The following is a 20,471-nucleotide window of genomic DNA, read 5'->3' as shown; positions in this document are numbered from 1 at the left end:
ATTGACCTGCGAGTACCCTGCAAAATGACAACTACAACAACATTAGATCCGATTGAAACCGCATCGCGTGATGAATTACAGGCGCTGCAAACCGAGCGCCTGAAGTGGACGCTGAAACATGCTTACGAAAATGTCCCGATGTACCGCCGTAAGTTTGATGCGGCGGGCGTACACCCTGACGATTTTCATGAGCTGAGCGATTTCAGCAAGTTTCCCTGCACCACCAAGCAGGATCTGCGCGACAACTATCCGTTCGATACCTTCGCGGTACCGATGGATCAGGTGGTGCGTATCCATGCGTCTTCCGGTACGACCGGCAAGCCGACCGTCGTTGGCTATACGCAGAACGATATCGATACCTGGGCGAATATCGTCGCCCGTTCGCTGCGCGCCGCGGGCGGTTCGGCGAAGGATAAAATTCACGTGGCCTACGGCTACGGCCTGTTTACCGGCGGTCTGGGCGCGCACTACGGTGCCGAGCGCTTAGGGGCGACGGTGATCCCGATGTCCGGCGGCCAGACCGAGAAACAGGCGCAGCTGATTCGTGATTTCAAACCCGACATGATCATGGTGACGCCGTCTTACTGTCTCAACCTGATTGAAGAGCTGGAACGCCAGATGGGCGGCGACGCGCGCGGCTGTTCGCTGAGAACCGGCGTCTTTGGCGCCGAGCCGTGGACCTCGGGTATGAAGGCGGAGATTGAACGCCGCCTTGGTATTACCGCGCTGGATATTTATGGTCTGTCGGAAGTGATGGGGCCGGGCGTGGCAATGGAATGTATTGAAACCGGCGATGGCCCCACCATCTGGGAAGACCACTTCTTCCCGGAAGTGGTCAATCCGGATGATGGTACCCCGTTGGCCGACGGCGAGCACGGCGAACTGCTGTTCACCACGCTCACCAAGGAGGCGCTGCCGGTAATTCGCTACCGCACCCGTGACCTGACGCGCCTGCTGCCGGGCACCGCTCGCACCATGCGCCGTATGGATCGCATCAGCGGGCGCAGTGACGACATGCTCATTATTCGCGGCGTGAACGTTTTCCCATCGCAGGTGGAAGAAGAGATCCTCAAGATTGAACATCTGGCGCCGCACTATCAGCTGGAAGTCAATCGTCGTGGGCATCTTGATTCACTTTCGATTCGCGTTGAGCTGAAAGAGAGTAGTCTGGTGCTGAGCCACGAACAGCGCTGCCAGATTTGCCACCACCTGCGTCATCGCATTAAGTCGATGGTCGGCATTTCAACCGACGTCAGCATTGTTAACTGCGGCAGCATTCCGCGCTCTGAAGGCAAGGCCTGCCGCGTGTTTGATCTGCGCAAAGCCGCCGCCAACGGCTAACCCCTGTAGGCCTGATAAGCGCAGCGCCATCAGGCTGAACGGCGCAACGCTGCCGGATGGCGGCGTTGCCTTATCCGGCCTACAAACTCCTGGCGTTTCGCGGCTTTATTCCTGTGCTATGATTCAAAAAGGACAAAAACAACAACACTATGAATCATATGGAAAAACTCGATAGTTTTATTCAGCAGGCGGTCACCGCGATGCCGATCAGCGGCACCTCGCTGATTGCTTCGCTGTACGGTGACTGTTTATCCCAGCGCGGTGGCGAAGTCTGGCTTGGCAGCGTGGCGGCGCTGCTGGAAGGGCTGGGCTTTGGCGAACGCTTTGTACGTACCGCGCTGTTTCGCCTCAACAAAGAAGAGTGGCTGGACGTGGTGCGCATTGGCCGCCGCAGCTTCTATCGCCTGAGCGACAAAGGGTTGCGCCTGACGCGTCGTGCGGAGAGTAAAATTTACCGCGCCAACGCCCCGGAATGGGACGGCACCTGGCTGCTGCTGCTTTCCGAAGGGCTGGAAAAAAACACCCTTGCCGAAGTCAAAAAACAGCTGATCTGGCAGGGGTTTGGCGTGCTTGCGCCGAGCCTTTTAGCCTCGCCATCGCAAAAACTGGCGGACGTACAGTCGCTGCTGCACGAAGCGGGCGTAGCGGAGAACGTGATCTTCTTCGAAGCCCATTCGCCGCTGGCGCTCTCCCGCGCCGCGCTGCGGGAACGGGTAGAGGAGTGCTGGCATCTCACCGAACAGAACGCCATGTACGAAGCGTTTATCACGCTGTTCCGCCCCTTATTGCCGCTGCTGCGCGATGCGGAGCCGGATGAGTTAACGCCTGAACGCTGCTTCCAGATTCGCCTGCTGCTGATCCATTTCTATCGCCGGGTGGTGCTGAAAGATCCGCTGCTGCCGGAAGAGCTGCTGCCCGCGCATTGGCTAGGTCAGACCGCGCGCCAGCTCTGTATCAACATCTATCAACGCGTTGCTCCAGGGGCGCAGGCTTTCGTCAGCGAGAAGAGCGAAAGTTCGGTGGGCGAACTGCCCGCGCCGGGACCGATGTACTATCAACGCTTTGGGGGATTGCCTGAAGCATAACAGGAGAAGCCATGCCGATTTACCAGATTGACGGGATGATCCCGGTTGTTCCGACGGAAAGCTATGTCCACCCGACTGCCGTACTGATCGGCGATGTGATCCTCGGTAAAGGGGTATACGTTGGGCCCAACGCCAGCCTGCGCGGCGATTTTGGGCGTATCGTGGTGAAAGATGGCGCGAACATTCAGGATAACTGCGTGATGCACGGTTTCCCCGGCCAGGACACGGTGGTAGAGGAGGACGGACATATCGGCCACGGTGCGATTCTCCACGGCTGCGTCATTGGCCGTAACGCGCTGGTCGGCATGAGCGCGGTGATTATCGACGGGGCGACCATTGGTGAAAACAGCATCGTTGGCGCGTCGGCTTTCGTCAAAGCTCGGGCGGAAATGCCGGCTAACCATCTGATTGTGGGGAGCCCGGCAAAGGCGATTCGTACCTTAACCGAGCAAGAGCTTGAGTGGAAAAAGCAGGGCACCCGCGAGTATCAGGTGCTGGTCGACCGTTGCCAGAAGACGCTGGTTGCCGTTGAACCGTTAACCGAAGCCGAGCCGGACCGTAAGCGTCTGGCGTTTGACGAAAACCTGCAGCCTAAATCCGCTATTTAGCTCTCGTCTCCTAGGGAAATGTAGGCCTGATAAGGCAAAGCCGCCATCAGGCATTGGCTGCACATTGCCGGATGGCGGCTTTGCCTTATCCGGCCTACGCATTTTTATGAGTAGCGTAACGCATCCACTAACAGCGCAAACGCGGTGGTGTGCTGGCGACGGCTGGGATAGTAAAGATAGTAACCCGGAAAAGGCACGCACCAGTCGGCGAGCACATGCTGTAAACGCCCGGCGGCTACGCCATCGGCGATGGTGTCTTCCGGCACGTAGGCCAGACCCAACCCGGCTTCGGCGGCCTCAAGGCGTTGAGGCAGGGAGTTGAGGGTCAGTTGCCCTTCAACCCGAACCCGCAGCGGTTCACCGTGTTGTTCGAACTCCCATGCATACAATCCGCCGCGCGTTGGCAGACGCATGTTGATGCAGCGATGATGCTGAAGATCGTGCGGCGTTTGCGGAATACCATGACGGGCAAAATAGTCGGGTGAACCGACCACGGCCATGCGCATATCCGGGCCAATGCGCACCGCAATCATATCGCGCGCGACCTGTTCACCGAGGCGGACTCCCGCATCAAACCGTTCATCGACGATATCGGTGAGGGCGTTATCAACGATCACCTCAATATTGATGTCCGGGTATTGCTGCATAAACGGCTTGATTCGCGGCCAGAGCACCGTGTTCATCGAGTGTTCGGCAGCGGTGAGACGAATATTGCCTGCCGGTCGTTCGCGTGAATCGCGTAGGGCTGAAATTTCCTGTTCAATTTCCTGCAGATGTGGGCTGAGGCTTTGATAGAGTCTTTCACCCGCTTCTGTGGGGGCGACGTTGCGGGTGGTGCGCGTCAGCAGACGAACGTCGAGACGGCTTTCCAGATTACGCATTGCGTGGCTCAATGCCGACTGTGAAACCCCAAGCTGTGCGGCGGCACGGGTAAAACTCCGCTCGCGGGCGACGACCATAAAAGAGATCAGATCGTTGATGTTATCTTTTAACATAGGGAGTGACCATTAATGAATCTGGCTCATCGTTGCAGAATGATTTTTTCAGTGTAATAGCCGATGATTTATATGCAACAGGTGATATCAGGTGAGATGACAATGAAAATCAATGTGGTAGGCACCAGCGGCGTGGGTAAATCGACGCTGGCAAAGCGTCTGGCGGCGCTACTTTCCGTTCCCTATATCGAAATGGATACGCTTTACTGGCGATCCGGATGGCAGGGGGTCAGCGATGAGGCGCTTTTCGTCGGACTGGCGCAGGCAACCGCGGGCCCTGACTGGGTGCTGGACGGCAACTATAATCGCAGTCGTCCGGTAAAATGGCGCGAAGTGGATCTGGTGGTGTGGGTTGATTACAGTTTCTGGCGCACCTTTCGGCAGGCCGTCACGCGTGCGGCAGTACGCGCATGGCGTCAGCAAGAGCTGTGGCCGGGTACCGGCAACCGCGAGAGTTTTCGCCGTTCTTTTTTTAGCCGCGATTCGATCATTCTGTGGACGCTAAAAACCTGGCGTCTTAACCGCCAGCGCTACCTGCAAGACATGGCCGACCCGGCCTTGGCGCACATCCGCTTTGTACGCTTGCGTAATCAGCGGGAAACCGAGGCGTTTATCGCGCAATTAAGCGCTGAAATCCCCCCTTGTTCGCGCACGAAATGACGGATGAAGCGGCCTGACTGTGGTAGTTTTAGGGTTCTAACCATAAGGAGTCCTGCCCATGCCACACGTTGATATTAAATGTTTCCCCCGCGACCTGAGCGATGAACAGAAAACCGCGCTCGCGGCGGACATCACTGAAGTGTTGATTCGCCATCTTAATACCAAAGACCGCTCGGTCAGCGTGGCCCTGAACCAGGTGCAGGAAAGCGACTGGCAGCAGGTATGGGATAACGAAATTGCGCCGCAGATGGCGACGCTGATTAAAAAGCCGGGTTACAGCATGTGATGATGCAGTCGCCCGGCGTAGCTCTGGTTTGCCGGGCGACTTCTGTTAAGCGGTTTTCGTTGTAGCGACCGCGGTTATCTCTGCTGGCGCGTAGCGCCCGGCATCCAGGTCGGCGCGAATTTGCTCGTAGTCGTCATCCAGACGATAGAAGCGCCCAATACAGATCATCGAAGCGATAATCAACAGCACCGGGATATACAGATAGCAGGCTTTTATCGCCAGCATGGCGCTGTCGCTTTGCGTCGCGTTGGCGACATAGCCGCTGGACGAGAGCAGCACGCCGATAATTGCCCCGGCTCCCGCCATGGCGACTTTACCGAGGAAACCATTAATGGAGGTGAGAATACCTGCGGTATTAATGCCGGTTTTCCATACCCCGTAGTCGACCGGGTCGGCCTGCATTGAGAAGTAAATCGCCGTGCGCTGGCCTGCGCCGAGCGACAGGATCACGGCGCCAACAATCAGCCCCCACGTATTTGCTCCGGCCACAATCATCACCCCCATGCCCAGCAGGTTAATCGTGCTGGCGACCAGATAGACATGACGTTTTTTCATGCGGCTGGCGAGCATCGGTACCGTTAGCGTGCCGAGCAACGGCACGAAGGTGGAAATACCTGCGACCACTGCCGTGAGCTCAACGTTGCCGACGTAGTAGTGGAAGAAGTACACCAGCGCGCCGGTCTGGAAGAAAAACGCGCCCCACATCAGAAAAATATTGATGGCAAAAACAAACCACGGACGGTTAGCTCTCAGGCTCACCCACGCGCGCTTGAGGGTCATGCGCTCCTGGGTAATACTGATGCTCTCTTTCACGTTGCGAAAGCTAACCAGCAAAAAGAAGGTGGCGATAACGCCGAAAACGATCGCCGTAGAGAAGAAACCGTGTGCCTGGTTACCTTTACCCAGCGCGCTCACCAGCGGTAGCGTGGCGACGGCCACAATGGTTGCGCCAAGGGAACCAAGTAAAATGCGCACGGTGGAGAGCGTGGTACGCTCGCCGGAGTCGTTAGTCAGGAACGGCAGCATGGCGCAGAACGGAATATTCACCAGCGTATAGAGAAACGACAGGCACAGATAGGTGATAAAGGCGTATACCAGTTTGCCGGTGGTGCCAAAGTCCGGAACATAGAACGCCAGAATGCACAGTAGGCCAAAGGGAACCGCGCCGAACAGCAGATAGGGACGGCAGCGGCCCCAGCGGGTGGCGGTATTGTCTATCACCAGCCCCATCAGCACGTCGGCCACGCCGTCGACCAGGCGGGTGACGAGGAACATCAACCCAACGTAGTAAGCCGGTAAGCCCATCACGTCGGTGTAAAAAAACATCAGGTAAAGCGAGATAAGCTGCCACACCAGGTTGCAGGAGAGATCGGCGATACCGTAGCCCACGCGCTGTTTCCAGCGTTCAAACGTTGTTTCTGCCATATAAAGAGACTCGCGTTAGTTGTTACAGGCCGTACAGGCGGATAAACCAGGCTGGGGTACAGCTCCATGCATGGCAGTAGCTATTGATAAGCTTGCTACCATACGGAGAAAATTCAGGATGCTGCGGGTCAAACACCTCCCAGAAGGTGTCCGCGCCATAGCGCACCATTTCCCCCCAGTAGGCTTTGATCTCCTTGACCGCCTGTTCGCGCAGCCCGCATTGCAGCAGCGCGGCGATAAAATGATGACGGAGATAGGGGGTATTCATGGCGATAGCGGGCGGATGGCTCAGCAGCCGCTGCATAACCGTCAGACGCTGTTCCGGGTGGCCGACTTCCGCCAGTACCAGCCAGATTTGCGAAGCCCAGGATACCTGGCGCGCTTCGCCGCTGACGAAATAGCCCTGCGCGTCATCCCAAAGCTGCGTTTGCGCCGCGGTTTTCAGGCGTTGAAGCTGTGCGCGATAGGCGGCGACAAGCTGCGGTTCAAACCGCTCTGCCAGCCACAGGCCGCGTTGCAGGCAGTAGATCAGTACGCCCTGAGCCGAGGCCTGTTTGCTTAAATTTTCCTGCCAGTCGATAAACACCCACCAGTCGTCGCTGTCGCGCACGATCCCACCGTCGTCGAGGCGGGTAAAGGCCAGTTCAAGCTGTCGTCTGGCGACCGGCCACAATTCGCGCGCCGTAGCCAGATCTTCGGTGCTTTGCAGATAGTTGTAGAGAACATCGACAAAAAAGAGCGAGTAGTCGAACAGGAAGGTATCGTCGGCGATCGTCTGTGGTTTGACGAAGACATTGGCGGAAACCATGCCGTCGGCACGCGTGTGGCCAGCGAACAGATACAGGCAACGACGCACCAGATCGTGACGGGCGAACGTTACATCATTGACCAGAGCCTGCAGGCGAAGATCGCCCAACCACAGGCGGCGGTCGCGCTTCGGGCCGTCTTCAAAGACTTCCTGCATACAGTTTTTCAGCGTCAGTACCGACACCCGGTCAATGGCCTGGAGTTCGGTGTCGGCGCTTTCACATGGCGGGCACTGCTCGGGGGCCGAAGTGACGGTGTTGAGCAACAGGCTGTCGAAGCGCAGGCGGAATTTGCGCGACACGGCTTTGACCTCGATTTTTACGTAGCGGCAGCAGTAGCGACGCGGTAGCGCAACCTCGGCGGGCAGCACGTCCAGCCATAAGTCCTGCTGCTGCAGCCAACTGCTGCTGAGCCAGCCGCGGTAATCGCTAAACGGTTCACACACCTCGCAGAGCGTTTCACCAAAGGTGAGTTGCAGATGGGCGGGGGCATCCGGCGGACTCCCGGCGCTGTGGCAGGCAAACTGCAGATAGCCGACGCAGTGGCTGCCAAAATCGATAATTACGCTTTCTCCTTCGCTGAATTCGCGCTGATACAGCGCCTCCAGCGTACAGAGCGGCTCGGCACGCCAGCCGAACAGCGACTGCGGATCGGCAACGGCGTTAATGACGGCAAGCGGCGATCGCGGCTGACGATGCAGCTCAGGGGTGAGCGAGTCCGCTTTGTGCAAGAACTGCGGCTGGCGGACCATGGGAAGCTGGGCATTACGCTGAATGGCTTGTGACATACGACATCCTCGGAATAAGTTGTCCGCAGGATACGGCGGCGTGACGAACGGCAACCACTCTGCTAATGCCAAATTTGGTGGGAGAGTGGCACTGATGATGGGATAGTGCGACTGACGATCACAAATCCGCGATTCTCCATCGTCGCCAGGAAGAAAATGGCTTATCTTGCCGTGGTGCGCTAAGCCGTTTGGATAGCATCAATGATTACACTGACTACTGAATATTATTTCGCCAGTACCGGCGATAAGCTGGCAATGTATGCCAGCGACCCAGAGGATAATAACTGCGAGCATAACCACGAATTTGATGAGCTGGTGATTGTGGAGCAGGGACACGGTCTGCACGTTATTAATGGCCGCCCGTTGTATATTCAGCAAGGGGACGTTTTTTACGTCAAATCCGGCGATTTTCATTTTTACGATGAGCTGGGAACCCTTAAGCTGATTAATATTTTGATCAATCCGCAGGTGCCGTTCCATTATTTGCGGCAGATTGACACGCTGCTGGGGCAGTTTTCAGCGCAGCAGGCGAGCTGTTACGGCTGGCTATCGCCGGAGACCCGTATGGCTTGTAAGGATATGATTGCACAGATCTTTCTGCCCGAGATGCGGGAAGCGGAAAATCGGGCGTTACGCGAAGCGCGTTTTTTTCAACTGGTGACCACGCTGCAATATGCGCAAACCCAGGCCGAATACAGCTCGACCAAATATAAGCTGCATAAGCTATTAACCTGGCTACAAGAACACTGTTTTGAAGACCATAACTGGCAACAGCTGGCCGAGCGCTTCCATTTAACGACCCGCACCGCGTTTCGTCATATTAAAGAGGCGACGGGATTAACGCCGGATAACTATTTAAAACGGCTGCGGTTGGTTTCTGCACGGGTTAAATTACGTGAAACGGAAATGTCGGTGACCGAAATTGCTTATTTATGCGGCTTCGCTAACAGCAATCATTTCACCACACTGTATAAAAAGGTCTTTGGGATTACGCCGAGTGAAGAGCGGCGGCAGAAAGGATGAGAGATGAGTAAACCAGACAATCAGGCCGAGCGCGATGCGGGATATCGCCGCGTCCGGCTGGAGGATATCGCGACCCGTTGTCGCACCTCGCTCAGTACGGTGTCACGAGCCCTCTCGGGTGAAAAAGGGGTCAGCCACGAACTGCGTACGCGTATTCAGGAAGTGGCGCGGGCGATGCGGTACACCCCGGCTCAGGAGCTGGGTGGCGCGCGCATTGTTCTGGCCATTTCGCAGGTGGCGATGCTCGATTATAACCGCTACCAGTTCAGCTGGTATGTTCTGCAAGGCTTGAAAGAGCGTGCGAAAGTGCTGGGCGTCGATCTCACCACTCATCCGCTCAACGATAATGATAACGGCGCACTGCAAGCGCTGCTGGAAGAACCGGATGTAGGCGGCGTGCTGGCGCTGACGGTGGATGACAGCGGCTTTCTCAACACGGTAGTGAACCTGAAAAAACCGGCGGTGCTGGTGAACACCGAAGATCCGCTGATGCGCTTATCCAGCGTGCTGCCGTGTAACCGCTCGGCCACGCGTATGGCCTGTGAATACCTGCTGGATCGAGGCCATCGCGATATTCTTTTTTTGACGCATCCGGGCCGCCGAACGATTGAACAGCGTGAAGACGGCTGGCGAGACGCGATGCGTTGCCGTCAACTGCTGTGCGACGATTCACGTATCCTGACGGTCACCGACTGGCTACCAGAGCTGGCGGAGCAGGCGGTGATCGCGCGTTTTCGCGATAATCCGCGTGAGTGCACGGCAATACTCTGTGCGAATGACTCGCTGGCGCTCGGGGCGATCAATGGCGTGCGGGCCTTAGGGCTGCGGGTGCCGGAAGATATTTCGGTGATCGGGATGAATAACCTGCCGCAGGCGGAATTTGCCACGCCGCCGTTGACCACCGTACATTTGCCGGTACAGGAAATTGGCACACTGGCGCTGGAGCTGTTGCAGGATATGATTGCAGGAAGTGTGGAAATACCGCGACGTATTGAGCTGGCGTGCGCCATCGTGGAGCGTCAATCGGTGGCCCGTATCGCCTGATACGGGCCAGCCGGAGAGGAGCGGGTTACTCGAATTTGGCCCGTTCCATTTTCGGTACTAACAGCAGATACATCACCGCCCATGCCAGCAGGTAAGCGACAGAGCTGATGGCGAACAGCGCCCAGTAGTTGCCGGAGGCTTCCAGCACGGCGCCAATCACCGTAGAGAAGATAACGCTGCCGATCATCCCGAAGGTGCTGCCGATCCCGACGACGGAACCAACGGCGGCGCTTGGGAACAGGTCGGATACCGAGGTCAGAATATTGGCGGACCACCCCTGGTGTGCTGCCGCAGCTAAACCAACCAGCGCGACGGCGGCCCACAGATTTTCGACCTGAGTAGCGGCGAAAATCGGCAGTACCAGGCAGGCGCAAATCAGCATGGTGATTTTACGCGCGCGGGCGGTGCTAAAGCCTTTGCTCATCAGCTTACCGGGTAACCAGCCCGCGCCCAGACTGCCGACGATCGCGAACAGATAAATGACAATCAGCGGCAGACCCAGACCTTCCATGTTGATACCGCGCGACTCGTTGAGCCATTTTGGCAACCAGAACAGGAAGAACCACCAGATGGGGTCGGTCAACATTTTGCCTAATGCGACGGCCCACAGTTGACGGTAGCCCAGCAGACGCGTCCACTTAATCGCGGAAACGCTGACGGCTTCTTCTTTATCCTGGGCAATCCACGCCTGTTCTTCGGCGCTGGCTTTCGCTCTCACCGGACCAAAGGCGATAAACCACGGAATCAGCCACAGGAAGCCGACGGCACCGAGAATTAAGAATGCGCCGTGCCAGCCGTAATGTACCGCGATAAGCGGGATCAACGCCGGCGAGATGACCACGCCGATATTGACCGCAACCCCGAGAATACCGGTGGCCAGCGTACGTTCTTTCTTGGGATGCCACTCGGCAATGACCTTCATCGCGGCCGGAAAGTTAGCCGATTCACCGAGACCCAGCAGCACGCGCACCAGCGCAAAACCGGCAACCGAACCGACGACCGCGTGCGCCATTGCCGCGGCGCTCCAGACCACCATGGCCACCGCATAGCTGATTTTGGTCCCCAGTTTGTCGATAATGCGCCCGCACACCAGCGTGCCAACGCCGTAGGCGACGGTAAACGCATTGACCAGCCAGCTGTACTCCATCTGCGTCCAGCCGATATCTTTTTGCAGCATCGGCGCCAGCAGGCCGAGAATTTGACGGTCCATGTAGTTAACCGTCGTCGCAAATACCAGCATGGAACACACGACCCAGCGATAGTTGCTTTTCGGTTTCGCCACTTCGCGAGCGGGGTTGTGCAGCGTATTCGGATTAACGTCACCAGAGGTCTGCCCGGCAGGCGCAGACGGTTTATCTATTTGCGTATCCATTATTATTTTCCTTGCCCGGTCTCTGCCGGGCGTTGGTTACAGAGGAAGTTCACTGCTACTGCCTGCAACGGTCCACTGCTGTGGGTCAAGCGTGCGGTCTTCGGCGCTCACCCGTCCATCGGCCAGGAAGCGCACCGTGCCGTACAGGGGATCGTTGACTTCGATACTGCCGTCGTTATGTTGCGTCATGGTCAGGTCGTTAAAGCGCGCGCTGAAAGTATCCAGAGTGCTGTCGACCCGATCGTTGATGCGAACCAGCCAGCAGGTTTGTTGCCCGTTAAGGCGAATTTCACAGCCGCGGGTTGGGCCCGTATTCACCGTTTCGAACGCCTGATTGCCCACCAGTAGCGCCATGCCGTCGCCGCTACGTACGGCAGCGCGCTGGCCGTTGATAGCGACTTCATCGAACTGGCTTTGCGGCAGCCATGCATGCGTAAACGGCGGCTGATCGGCATGCAGATTGAACGTCAGTACGGCCAGCCCGCGATATTGCTGAACGCGAGGCAGCGTGCCGCAGCCACCCCAGTAAGAAGGGCGACCGAAACCGCCGTGCAGGGTTTCACCGGGGTGGTTAATCCAGATCTGCGCTTCGGGTTGGTTGCCAAGACGCAAATGGAAAGGCGTCTCCTGATAACCCCATTCTCCCCAGCGGTAGCCGGCAATTGAGCCCATCGCCGCGTGGCGGTTTTTGTAGTGATAGAGCTTGGCAATCCGGTTGGCCCCCTGAGCAAAGCACCACTCAATGGCGCTCTCTTTTTGCCACGCGGCCACCTCCGCCAGTTCTGCCGGTAGGGTGAGCAGGCCATCGCGCAGCAGCAGGGCGAGTTGCGGTAGGGCATGGAAACGACAGCCGTAGTTGCCTTTACCCCAGAGCAGACGTGATATCGCCGCCAGCTCCAGAGAGCGCCCGGCGCGAAGGGTATGTTCGTAAGAACGCCCCTGCGACGCGGTCAGGAATCCCTGGTGAGCGGAACGGGCAATCTGTGCCAGCAAACGCGCGATTGCCGCAATGGCGCGTTGGCTTATTTGTTCGTCGCCAGACAGGGCGGCCAGCGCGGTGAGCCCTTTCAGATCGATAGGGAAATAAGGCGCGGAGTTCCATTCGGCCATTTCGCACTGCTCGAAATGATCCAGCCAGCTGATGACGCGAGCTTTACCCGCCGCCGCCTGTTCGCGACCGCTGCGCCCGGAACGGGTGAAAATGGCATCCGGGAAGAGGTTGCCTGCCAGCAGCGCGGCGGTGTGGAACAGCAGCGCGTGGTTCTCAGAGAAGTACCACTGAACATCGTTGCCCGGTTCGTCCATCCAGTAACGGAAGCGCAGAATGGCATCATCGATGCGCCCGCGAACCGCGGGATCGATCTTGTCACCCCACACGGTGCGACACCACAGCAGCGGTACCAGCGTAAAGTCAGCGCAATCATGGCAGTCGAGTACCGACGGCAGAACGCCATCCAGCATCTGCTGAGTTTGCGCATCGTTAAGGCCGCAGGCCAGGCGCGCCAGCGCTTTGACGCTGCTGTATTCACCTTCCTGAGCAACCACGTTTAACGCTTCCGCAATGCGCGCTTCCTGGGTTTGCGGGATTGCCGTCTGGCGGTCGGCGTGGCAGATTTCGACGCCGAGGGTGCGGCTCATCCTGAAGCCTTCGCGCTGCAGCGTAATGTGGAAATTACGGAAGTCCGCCGGGATGTCTTCGCTTTCCGCAATGGCGACCAGCGACTCACCGGCGGGCAGACGGCTGTCCAGCGCGACCGGTTCATCAAGAGAGATAAAATCGCCCAGCACATTGACGTGCAGGTCATAGTCCGTCGATGCCGGCTGAGGAAATACCAGACGAATGGTGCCGCGGTTATACACCGGATGCTCAAAGGAGACGCCGTCAAGCAGCTGCTCCATCTCTTTGACCTGTGCGTCGACCAGCGGGGTTTCCAGTGCGACCTGCAGCGGTTCGCCGGCAAGGTAGTCGAGCTGGAAGAAGAAGCGAATATCGCGTTCGGCTAAGTCATCGAACCACAGCTCCAGCTCATTTTTCCCCGCTTTCAGCGAAAGGGTGAATTCGCGCTGATTTTCCAGGTTGCGCTGATAATCTGCCATCCAGAGCACTTCTTCGCCGTTCAGCTTGAGCAATGCGCCGCCGCAGGTCGCCAGACGGAAACGATACTCACCCGCCTGTGGGCAGTCGAGCTGCGTTCTGGCCCAGGCGCCGACGCGGGTAGGTCGGAACCAAAAGCCCGAGAGGTCGACTCTGTCAGAGGCAAACGGGAACCACCAGCGCGTATAGCTTGCGCTGGCGAACGGCTGCGGCTTTTTCTCGGCAAAGTGCTGGCGAAAATCATCGCGGCACGGGTAGGTGTGAGGAATAAAGTTTTTATGTTTGCTTAAAAAGAAAAACGGATCCATTTCGCCAGCCATTGGCGAATCCACCGTGTCATAGCGCAAACTTGTAATATCAGATAGCTGCCAGTAGCGCACGGCGTTACCCGCCGTTAAATTAAAATTACTATATTCAATAGCCATTTTTTTCTCCCAAAGAGAAGAGTCGTATTTTATTTGTTATCCGCCAGGCGCAAACCTTCACTCAGGCATAATATTGCCAACGCTTGCCCATAGCCGGTTGGTTGTAATGGAATGTCTTTATAAAATTGCAGGGTTCGCCCCATTCGCGTGCCATAAGAAACATTATGTACGGTTCCTTCGGCATCAATATTATCCTGAACAATTGCCAGCGCTTTCATTCCCGCTTCTAACCAGCGATCGTCGCCAATTCCCAGGCGCGCACCTTTTAATAAGCCGTAGCCAAAACCGGCGGTCGCGGAAATTTCGATATAAGAATCTGGATGGTCCAGCAGGGTGTGCCAGGCGCCGTTATCCGCCTGCAGATCGATAAGGGTATTCACCTGTTTCTTCAGGCATTCAATCAGGTATTCGCGCACGCCTGCGCCCACGTCGGCCAGCTCCAGCAGTTCAAGGATGCCAACGGTAATCCACGCGTTGCCGCGCGCCCAGCGGGCTTTGGCAAAGTTGCTATTCTCAACAAAGCTCCAGCCGTGGTACCACAAACCGGTTTGCGGATCGTTAAGATAGCGCGCATGCAGCAGGAACTGACGCACCGCCTCATCAACCAGCTCCTGACGCCCGGAAACCGTACCGTAGTGTGCGAGGAACAGCACCACCATAAACAGCGTGTCGTCCCAGATCTCCATTTCGTTAATACCGTCGGAAACCACATGCTGGAAACCTTGTTCCGGCGTCCGCGGGAGTTCAGTCATTACGCGGTTTGCCCAGTTATCCAGCACCTGCTGGTAGTGCGGCTGACGGTGATGGGACCAGAACAGCGAGAGAGGCAGCATCGGCGCGGTGGTATTTACGTTGAGGCTCGGCAGACCTTTTTCGATATTTCCCTGAAACCATTGGTAGATAATTTGATATAGATCATCAGACTTTGTGTTTTCCCATAAACGTACCAGTCCAAATAGCCCAACGCCCTGCGGCCATTCCCAGCTGGAGAATGAAATATAATCTCCGGCGCTACCGTCAAGATTGGGTTCATTAAAACGCCCATTATCTTTTAATTCAGTAAAGCCGCGCAGGAGTAAATCAATATTTTTATTCAGTGAACGCTTTTCCATTTTTATTCTCAGTCTACGTGTAAAGAGGATTTGGCAATAAGGATTAAATCACTACGCATTTCATATGCGCAATACGAAAAAATTTTGCGTTCATATTCTGTGAGCATTGCCGATATTTTATTGGTCTACGCAGACGTTTTTTTGCGCGAAATAGAGGAGGGAATTGTTGATAAAACAAAGAGTTGTTGGAACGGTGTTTCATTCCTGCTAAGAAGACTGCACAAATTTTTTGCGCAGTCTTCAAGAAAGACCTTATTGCGCGTCAATGAGCGGCACGCGGATCTGTTTACCACTGGCGACAAAGGTGCCTGCACCAAGATGATGTAGCGTATTGCGCTTATCATCGTCGAACTGCCAACGACCGGTGACGAACGCCCGTTCATCGGCAGCAGCGGAAACCACTTCGCCAAACAGGGTGTCATAGTGTGATGCCGCCGCGGTGGCGGGCAGCAGTCGGCACTCCATCCATGCCAGGCATTTTTCTTCCACCACTGGCAATCCCAGCACCGGTCCGTTAATCACCGGAATGCCGTAGGCATTGAACTTATCCTCTTCGCGCCCGCTGATGCTGCCAACCGCATAGGTCCAGTTGGCGGCGGCAACGCCCGGCACCACGATGCCAAAGGTACCGTTACGTTCAATAATTTCCCGCGACCAGGCATTTTTATCCACCACGATGGCGATGCGCGGCGGTTCGAATTCCACCGGCATCGACCAGGCCGCGGCCATCACGTTGCGGCGCTTCGTTTCATCGTCATAGCTGGTTATCAGAATGGTTGGGCCATGGTTAAGCAAACGGCTGGCGTGGTGAAGTTCGACGGGGCGAAAACGGCTCATAGAGGTTCCTCATAAACAGGGCGGATGCTGGCTAACACACTAAATTGCCATAAAAGCGTAATCAATGCGTCATCTTCGCTACCTATAGTCGCCCGCACTAAGTCCCAAAGAGGATACACATTATGTTTGCTCCCCTGATGTTCATGCAGGTGAGCGCGGCCCGGCGGGCATTGACCGCGGGTAGAGCATCGTTTTCCCAATGGGGAGGGCGATAATGCGCGCGCTGACCAGTATTCGGCTCGACGGCGTTTCCTTCGCTTTCGGTGCCACCACCGTGCTCAATCATATCAATCTGCATATCGATGCCGGCAGCATTGTCGCGCTACTGGGGCCGTCCGGCTGCGGTAAAAGCACGCTGCTGCGGCTGCTGGCGGGGCTGACCGTTCCGGCAGCTGGCGATATTCACTTCGGCGATCGTCTCGTCGCCAGGCCAGGCTGGGGTTTGCCGCCTGAACAGCGCGACATTGGCATGGTGTTCCAGGACTACGCCCTGTGGCCGCATATGACGGCGGCGCAGAACGTCGCTTTTCCGCTGCGTATGCGCCATGTCCCCCGCGACGAACGGCAGCGGCGAGTCAACGACGCATTGGCGATGGTCGGGCTTTCCGGCTTCGGTGAACGTAAACCCTCCGGGCTGTCCGGCGGCCAGCAGCAGCGGGTGGCGCTGGCGCGGGCGATCGTCGCCGAACCCCGCGTACTGCTGTTCGACGAGCCGCTCTCTAACCTCGACAGCGAACTGCGCGAGTCGCTGTGTATGGAAATGAGCCGCCTGTTGCGCCAGCTGGCGATTACCGCTGTTTACGTCACCCACGATCGCCGCGAGGCCGAACTGCTGGCGGACCGCATTGTGCATCTTTCTGCGGGCAGCATTGCCGCCGTCCGCACCGCTGCTTCTACTTCAGGGGAACTTGTATGAAAACCAGTCCAAAAGGTGTTGCGCTAGCGATGATGTTATCTGCTTCTATGGTGTCCAGCGCCCATGCGCTGACCGTGTATACGGCCGGGCCGGGGGCGCTGGCGAAAAGTCTGGCCAGCGGTTTTGAAAAGAAAACCGGGGTGAAGGTGAATATTTTTCAGGCCACTACCGGCAAAGTGATGGCGCGGCTAGAAGCCGAGCAGGCCAATCCGCAGGCGGATGTGCTGATCTCCGCTTCGTGGGATACGGCGGAAGACCTGCATCAGCGTGGCTGGCTGTTGCCCTACCAGAGCGGTAATGCCGATAAAGTTCCTCCCACGTTGAAATCGACCGATTACGTGGCGCAGGGGATTTCCGCGCTGGGGATCGTCTGGAATAGCAAAAGCGGCACACCGGAACCCAAAGAGTGGCGCGATCTCACCGACGCGGCCTTTAAAGATAAGGTCACCACGCCCGACCCGGCGCTTTCCGGCGCGTCGCTGGATTTGCTGATCGGGTTGCAAAACGGCATGGGCGATAAAGCCTGGGCGCTGTTCGAAGCGTTGAAAAATAACGGTATGGTGGTGAGTGGCCCCAATGCCCAGGCGGTGACGCCGGTGATGCAGGGGGCGAAAGCGGCGGTATTTGGCGCGGTGGACTATGTCTCTTACGGCAATATCGCGCAGGGAGAGTCGCTGAAGGTGATCTTCCCGGCCAGCGGCACGGTGATTGCGCCGCGCCCGATGATGATCCTCAAAACCACGCAGCACGCCGATGACGCTAAAGCCTTTGTCGACTACGTGCTGTCGCCGGAAGGCCAGACGATGGTTGCCGACACCTGGTTGATGCCCGCCCGCAGCGATGTGGCGGCAAAACGTCCGCTGCTTGGCGAACTGAAAGTACTGCCTACCACCAGCGACGGCAGCAGCGAGCGTAGCGCCGTTCTGGCCCGCTTTAGCACGCTGTTCGGGCAATAACGCTCGTTGCCCGGCCGAGGCGTAGCCGACGCCGGGGATTGGCTTCTCCCTCAAGGATCTTCGGGTGAAAAAACACATGATCGCCTGCGCCACGCTCGCCGCTCTGGTGGGGCTGGTGGCGCTACCGCTGTTATTTATTCTTTTACAGGCCATATTCCCGCAGTTCAGTGCAAGTTCGCTACGCGCGCCGTTCAGCGGGTTAATGGCGTTACTCGACGATTCGCAGCTTATGCCGATGCTGGGCGGTACGCTGTGGATTGCCTGCGGCGTTGCGCTGGCGAGCGTGATACTCGGCCTGCCGCTCGGCGTACTGCGTGGGCTCTTTAACCTGCCGCTGCCCAGACTGTGGGATATCGTGTTTCTGATCCCGTTTCTCACGCCGCCGTACATTGCCGCGCTGTCGTGGATGCTGGTGCTTCAGCACAACGGCTACCTGCAACAGCTGACCGGCTGGGATCTTAACGATCTGTTATTCAGCCGGCTGGGCATCGTGTTGGTGATGACGCTCAATATCTTCCCGGTGGTTTATTTCGCCGTTTCCCGCAGCCTGTTGGCGAGCGGCCAGCGGCTGGCTACCGTGGCGCGCGTGCACGGGGCTAACGGCTGGCAGGCCTTCTGGCACGTGACGCTACCGATGCTCTCACCGGCGCTGGCGGCAGGAATGCTGCTGGCGTTCACCCTGGCGATTGAAGAGTATGGCGTACCGGCGGCGTTAGGTTCGCGGGCGGGTGTGGTGATGCTGACCGTCGGGATCGAGAAAAAGCTCGCCGACTGGCCGATTGATTTAACCGGTGCTTCCTGGCTGTCTATTCTGCTGGTCGTGGTCGCGCTGCTGGCCTGGTGGCTGCAAAAGCGGTTAACCGGCAGCACCGAGGTGACCAGCGTGACCGGCAAACCCGCAGAGAACCGCGGGGCGGCGCTGGGCTGGATGCGCATGCCTGCACTGGCGCTGATGGCCTGCGTGGGCGGGCTGGCGGTTGTCCTGCCCGGCGTGTCGATGGTACTCACCAGTCTGATGGGAACACTCTCCGGCGGCGTGAATACGGGCAACCTTACGCTCAGACATTTTAGCGCGCTGTTTGCTCAGCAAGGCGATGCGCTGTCGGCGCTGGGCACCAGTCTGTCGCTGGCGCTGGCCTCTGCGCTGATCGTCGGCCTGCTGGGGCTGGTGGCGGCGTGGCTGGTACTGGTGCAAAAAATCAAAGGTAGCGCGCTGATTGACGCGCTGTCGTTGATGCCCGCCGCGTTACCAGGCGTTGTGGTTGGCGTAGGGCTGATCCTGCTGTGGAACCAGCCGTTCTGGCCGGTTTCACCGTATAACACGTGGTTTATGCTGCTGCTGTCCTATTGCTGTCTGCTGCTGCCGTGGCCGGTGCGTTACGTCAGCAGCGCGCTGCGTCAGCTGGGTGGCAACCTGGAACCCGCGGCGCGGGTGCACGGCGCGTCGCCATGGCAGGCGCTACGCCTGATTGTGCTGCCGCTGGTGTTCCCTGCGCTGCTGGCGGCGATGCTGATGGTGTTTGCCATCGCCTCGCGCGAGCTGGTGACGTCGTTGTTGCTGGCGCCGGCTGGCACCCAGACCGTGGCGGTGTTTATCTGGCGGCAGTTTGAGCAGGGTTCCGTCGGGCAGGGGATGGCGATGGCAAGCCTGACACTGTGCGTCGGTCTGGCGCTGATGCTCGGCGCGCTGGCGTTGATGCAGCGCAATATACGCTAGCTCAATCGATCGCACAAAACAGTCAATCTGCGGCGCAAAATAGGCTATAAAAGAACGGAAACCTCATGCTGGAGCCATTGATGACCCCTTTTTTAAACGCCTATTTTGCTCGTCTGGGTTGGACGGGCACACCGAATGTCTCACTTGAGACGCTGCGTAGTTTACATCTCCATCACAACAGCGCGATTCCCTTTGAGAACCTCGATGTTCTGCTGCCGCGAGAGATGCATCTTGATGACCAGGCGCTGGAAGATAAGCTGGTTCACGCGCGTCGTGGCGGCTACTGCTTTGAACAGAATGGCCTGTTTGAGCGCGTCCTGCGGGAGATTGGCTTCCACGTGCGTAGCCTGCTGGGGCGGGTTGTGCTGGCGCATCCGCCGCAGATGCCGCCGCGTACTCATCGCCTGCTGCTGGTCGAGGTCGACGGCGAGCGCTGGATTGCCGACGTTGGTTTTGGCGGCCAGACGCTGACCGCGCCGATCAAGCTGCTGGCGGATATTGTGCAATCGACCCCGCACGGTGATTACCGTTTGCTGTATGAAAATCAGGAGTGGATCCTGCAATACAGCCATCACGACCACTGGCAGTCGATGTACCACTTCGATTTGGGCCGTCAGTACGCTTCTGACTATGTGATGGGCAACTTCTGGTCGGCGCACTGGCCGCAGTCGCATTTCCGTCATCACCTGCTGATGTGCCGCCATCTGCCGGACGGCGGCAAGATGACGTTAACCAACTTTCACTTTACCCACTGGGATAAAAACCACGTGGTTGAGAAGGTGGATTTCCCGGACGTGCCCGCGCTGTATGAAGCGCTACAAACCCGCTTTGGACTTGGCGTCACCGATGCGAAATATGGCTTTAGCGTTAGCGAACTGGCGGCGGTGATGGCGGCGTTCGACACCCATCCGGAAGCCGGTAAGTAACAGGTAGCCCGGCCGAGGGATAGTCGACGCCGGGGTAAACCCTCAGGGATGAAT

18 protein-coding genes are annotated in these 20,471 nt (G+C 57.6%); 11 read left to right on the top strand and 7 right to left on the bottom strand.

Annotated features, from left to right (window positions below; all coding sequences use genetic code 11):
• Positions 1–24 precede the first annotated feature (24 nt).
• The 3 genes from paaK to paaY all read left to right on the top strand — a co-directional run bounded on the left by paaK (position 25) and on the right by paaY (position 3,034).
• The gene (paaK, locus tag ABTW00_RS11875; protein ID WP_433635793.1) at positions 25–1,341 is read left to right on the top strand and encodes a phenylacetate--CoA ligase PaaK; all 1,317 of its coding nucleotides are present in this window, start codon (positions 25–27) and stop codon (positions 1,339–1,341) included.
• 158 nt (positions 1,342–1,499) lie between these two features.
• The gene (paaX, locus tag ABTW00_RS11870; RefSeq protein ID WP_164092374.1) at positions 1,500–2,426 is read left to right on the top strand and encodes a phenylacetic acid degradation operon negative regulatory protein PaaX; all 927 of its coding nucleotides are present in this window, start codon (positions 1,500–1,502) and stop codon (positions 2,424–2,426) included.
• Between the two features lie 11 nt (positions 2,427–2,437).
• Positions 2,438–3,034 (top strand): phenylacetic acid degradation protein PaaY, encoded by a 597-nt coding sequence (paaY, locus tag ABTW00_RS11865; RefSeq protein WP_064545557.1) that lies wholly within the window; start codon positions 2,438–2,440, stop codon positions 3,032–3,034.
• A 104-nt stretch (positions 3,035–3,138) separates the two neighbouring features.
• Here paaY and ABTW00_RS11860 read toward each other — a convergent pair whose 3' ends face one another.
• Positions 3,139–4,029 carry a LysR family transcriptional regulator gene (locus ABTW00_RS11860; RefSeq protein ID WP_064545555.1) on the bottom strand — a complete coding sequence of 297 codons (891 nt, stop codon included), beginning with the start codon at positions 4,027–4,029 and terminating at the stop codon, positions 3,139–3,141.
• 102 nt (positions 4,030–4,131) lie between these two features.
• On the opposite strand from ABTW00_RS11860, the gene ABTW00_RS11855 reads away from it, so the two are divergent.
• Entirely contained in the window at positions 4,132–4,689 is a 558-nt protein-coding gene (locus ABTW00_RS11855) for an AAA family ATPase (protein ID WP_433635792.1), read from the top strand.
• A gap of 58 nt (positions 4,690–4,747) precedes the next feature.
• A complete protein-coding gene (gene pptA, locus ABTW00_RS11850) occupies positions 4,748–4,975 on the top strand; it encodes a tautomerase PptA (RefSeq protein ID WP_065356994.1) in 228 nt (75 codons plus the stop codon).
• Between the two features lie 45 nt (positions 4,976–5,020).
• Here pptA and ABTW00_RS11845 read toward each other — a convergent pair whose 3' ends face one another.
• Both ABTW00_RS11845 and ABTW00_RS11840 read right to left on the bottom strand, forming a co-directional pair.
• Complete coding sequence (locus ABTW00_RS11845) at positions 5,021–6,400, bottom strand: glycoside-pentoside-hexuronide (GPH):cation symporter (protein ID WP_433635791.1); 1,380 nt, start codon at positions 6,398–6,400, stop codon at positions 5,021–5,023.
• Between the two features lie 22 nt (positions 6,401–6,422).
• A complete protein-coding gene (locus ABTW00_RS11840) occupies positions 6,423–7,994 on the bottom strand; it encodes a sugar hydrolase (RefSeq protein WP_433635790.1) in 1,572 nt (523 codons plus the stop codon).
• A 201-nt stretch (positions 7,995–8,195) separates the two neighbouring features.
• Between ABTW00_RS11840 and ABTW00_RS11835 the strand changes: the two genes are divergently transcribed.
• A complete protein-coding gene (locus ABTW00_RS11835) occupies positions 8,196–9,017 on the top strand; it encodes a helix-turn-helix domain-containing protein (protein ID WP_433635789.1) in 822 nt (273 codons plus the stop codon).
• 3 nt (positions 9,018–9,020) lie between these two features.
• Positions 9,021–10,061, top strand: a complete 1,041-nt coding sequence (locus ABTW00_RS11830; RefSeq protein WP_064545545.1) for a LacI family DNA-binding transcriptional regulator — start codon at positions 9,021–9,023, stop codon at positions 10,059–10,061.
• 25 nt (positions 10,062–10,086) lie between these two features.
• On the opposite strand, the gene ABTW00_RS11825 is transcribed toward ABTW00_RS11830, so the two are convergent.
• The 4 genes from ABTW00_RS11825 to ABTW00_RS11810 form a co-directional block, all read right to left on the bottom strand.
• Positions 10,087–11,433, bottom strand: coding sequence for an MFS transporter (locus ABTW00_RS11825; protein WP_083965154.1), 1,347 nt, complete (start codon positions 11,431–11,433; stop codon positions 10,087–10,089).
• A 36-nt stretch (positions 11,434–11,469) separates the two neighbouring features.
• Positions 11,470–13,953 carry a hypothetical protein gene (locus tag ABTW00_RS11820; protein WP_433635788.1) on the bottom strand — a complete coding sequence of 828 codons (2,484 nt, stop codon included), beginning with the start codon at positions 13,951–13,953 and terminating at the stop codon, positions 11,470–11,472.
• A 29-nt stretch (positions 13,954–13,982) separates the two neighbouring features.
• Complete coding sequence (locus ABTW00_RS11815) at positions 13,983–15,065, bottom strand: glycoside hydrolase family 88/105 protein (RefSeq protein WP_433635787.1); 1,083 nt, start codon at positions 15,063–15,065, stop codon at positions 13,983–13,985.
• Positions 15,066–15,317: 252 nt separating this feature from the next.
• The gene (locus ABTW00_RS11810) at positions 15,318–15,902 is read right to left on the bottom strand and encodes a flavin reductase family protein (RefSeq protein ID WP_433635786.1); all 585 of its coding nucleotides are present in this window, start codon (positions 15,900–15,902) and stop codon (positions 15,318–15,320) included.
• A 211-nt stretch (positions 15,903–16,113) separates the two neighbouring features.
• Between ABTW00_RS11810 and ABTW00_RS11805 the strand changes: the two genes are divergently transcribed.
• The 4 genes from ABTW00_RS11805 (at position 16,114) to nhoA (ending at position 20,417) form a co-directional block, all read left to right on the top strand.
• Positions 16,114–16,818: an ABC transporter ATP-binding protein gene (locus ABTW00_RS11805; RefSeq protein ID WP_167351057.1), complete on the top strand. Its 705-nt coding sequence runs from the start codon at positions 16,114–16,116 to the stop codon at positions 16,816–16,818.
• Entirely contained in the window at positions 16,815–17,774 is a 960-nt protein-coding gene (locus ABTW00_RS11800) for an ABC transporter substrate-binding protein (RefSeq protein WP_433635785.1), read from the top strand. The genes ABTW00_RS11805 and ABTW00_RS11800 overlap by 4 nt, the downstream gene beginning before the upstream one ends.
• A gap of 76 nt (positions 17,775–17,850) precedes the next feature.
• Positions 17,851–19,491 (top strand): ABC transporter permease, encoded by a 1,641-nt coding sequence (locus tag ABTW00_RS11795; RefSeq protein WP_433641023.1) that lies wholly within the window; start codon positions 17,851–17,853, stop codon positions 19,489–19,491.
• An 80-nt stretch (positions 19,492–19,571) separates the two neighbouring features.
• Complete coding sequence (gene nhoA / locus ABTW00_RS11790; RefSeq protein ID WP_433635784.1) at positions 19,572–20,417, top strand: N-hydroxyarylamine O-acetyltransferase; 846 nt, start codon at positions 19,572–19,574, stop codon at positions 20,415–20,417.
• Positions 20,418–20,471 lie beyond the last annotated feature (54 nt).

It is taken from the genome of Kluyvera georgiana, assembly GCF_050990895.1.
Classification (GTDB): Bacteria; Pseudomonadota; Gammaproteobacteria; order Enterobacterales; family Enterobacteriaceae; genus Kluyvera; species Kluyvera georgiana.
Note: the sequence above shows the minus strand (reverse complement) of the source record. Positions and strands in the feature narration are given on the sequence as shown.